Annotated in this window: 1 protein-coding gene; it reads right to left on the reverse strand. The window is 58.5% G+C overall.

All coding sequences use genetic code 11. The annotated features are described in order from the left end of the window. Window positions 1-1,685: RCC1 domain-containing protein (locus AADEFJLK_RS23505; RefSeq protein WP_211299338.1), on the reverse strand; the 1,685-nt coding region annotated here is incomplete at its 3' end. Between the last annotated feature and the right edge of the window lie 368 nt (window positions 1,686-2,053).

Raw genomic sequence — 2,053 nt, forward strand, 5'->3', positions numbered from 1 at the left:
CCCGCCGTGCCGGTCAGGGTGTCGGCACCGGCGGTGCCGAGCACCACGGTGCCGACCATGCCGGTGGCGGCGCTGGCTTTGCTCTCGGCCTTGCCGTCAAGGTCGGTGTAGCTGGCGGTGACGGTCAATGTATGGCCGACATCGCCGGCCTGAAGCACATAGCTGCCGCCGGTGCCGAGGACGCTGGCCCCACTCATCCAAGTGTAAGTGATGGCCCCCAAGCCGTCGGCGTCGGCCAGGGTGTTGTTGGCGGTGAGGGTTTGGCCTTGGGTGAACGTGCCGGCGATGCTGACCGTGCCGGTGGGGGCATGGTTGATGTAGACATCGTTGGTGGCGATGTTGGCGGCACCGACCACGCCGGAGGTCAGTTGGCCGGCGACTGCGCTGCTGTTTCCCCAAGTGATGATGGAACCGTCGGTGCGCAAGGCGGCAAAGGCCGAGCCTAAGGTATAAATCGTCACCACATCCACAGTGCCATTGAGCTGTGCCGCCACTAAGCTGCTGTCGCCGCCAGAGGAACTGGATCCCCAAGTGACCACTGAGCCGTCACTGCGTAAGGCGGCAAAGGCAGCGGATGTAGAAAAGATTTGCACCACGGTACCGTTGAGCTGTGCCGCCACGGCGCTGCTGTTGCCGCCATAGTTGGAATCCCCCCAAGTGACCACCGAACCGTCACTGCGCAAGGCGGCAAAAGCATCATATGTTGAAGAAATTTGCGTCACATCCACGGTGCCGTTGAGCTGTGCCGCCACTGGGCTGCTGTCGCCACCATGAGTACTATTACCCCAAGTAACTACCGAGCCGTCCGCACGTACGGCGGCAAAGGCATCGTTTGTGGAGAAGATTTGCGTCACATCCACGGTGCCGTTGAGCTGTGCCGTCACTGAGCTGCTGTCGCCGCCATAAGTGCTATACCCCCATGTGACTACCGAACCATCGGTACGCAAGGCGGCAAAGGCAGTGTCTGTGGAAAAGACTTGCGTCACATCCACCGAGCCGTTGAGGCCGGTTGCCACCGCGCTGCTGTCGCCTCCACCAACGCTATTCCCCCAAGTGATCACCGAACCGTCCGTGCGCAAGGCGGCAAAGGCAGTGTCTGTGGAAAAGATTTGCGTCACATCCACCGAGCCGTTGAGGCCGATTGCCACGGTGCTGCTGTCGCCGCCATCATAGTGATTCCCCCAAGTGACCACCGAGCCATCGGTGCGCAAGGCGGCAAAGGAGTTTGTTGTGGAAAAAATTTGCGTCACGTCTATGGTGCCGTTGATCAGGGTCGCCACCGAGCTGCTGTCGCTGCCATAAGCGCTGCTGCCCCAAGTGACCACCGAGCCATCGACGCGCAAGGCGGCAAAAGCACCTACTGTGGAAAAAATTTGCGTCACATCCACAGTACCGTCGAGCTGTGCCGCCACCGCACTGCTGTCGCCAGCATAAGTGCCCCAGGTGATCACCGAGCCATCGGTACGCAACGCGGCAAAGGCAAAGGCTGAGGAAAAAACTTGCGTCACGCCCACACTGCCGTTGAGCTGCGTCGCCACCGCACTGCTGTCGCCACCATAAGTGCTGCTCCCCCAGGTGACCACCGAGCCATCAGCCTTAGTTATGGCAAAAGCGTAATTATTGGCAAATTCTCCTAAGGAATGCCCAGGAAAGGATAAGGTGTTTTTTGTTGTCGTTATGGTCATGCTATGCCTCAAAAAATAATAAGTAAAAAAGGGTTAAAGCGGAATGTTATTAAGTAACACCCAAGGGTTTTATGCTACTCCCCCCATTTAAAAATGCGCACGGGTACGCCGTTTTCAAAAACGGGGTTGTTTTTGTCTTGGGTTTCAGCATATCTTTGACCGTTACGCTCACCCCGTCCGCCGCTAGTTGCGCCATAACAGCGTGGCTTTGGGCAAGCTGGGCTTTTTCGTCAGGGTGGTGTGTCGGGCAGGAGGGTTCTTGCCCGACACACTGAGTGGTCGGTTAAATCACCACAAAATCGGCGTTGGTCAATGCCAAGTTCACGCCCAAGATGGCGATTTGCCCCGCCGCGCCCGCGCCGTTGCCG

Source organism: Methylovulum psychrotolerans, from assembly GCF_002923755.1.
Lineage (GTDB): Bacteria > Pseudomonadota > Gammaproteobacteria > Methylococcales > Methylomonadaceae > Methylovulum > Methylovulum psychrotolerans.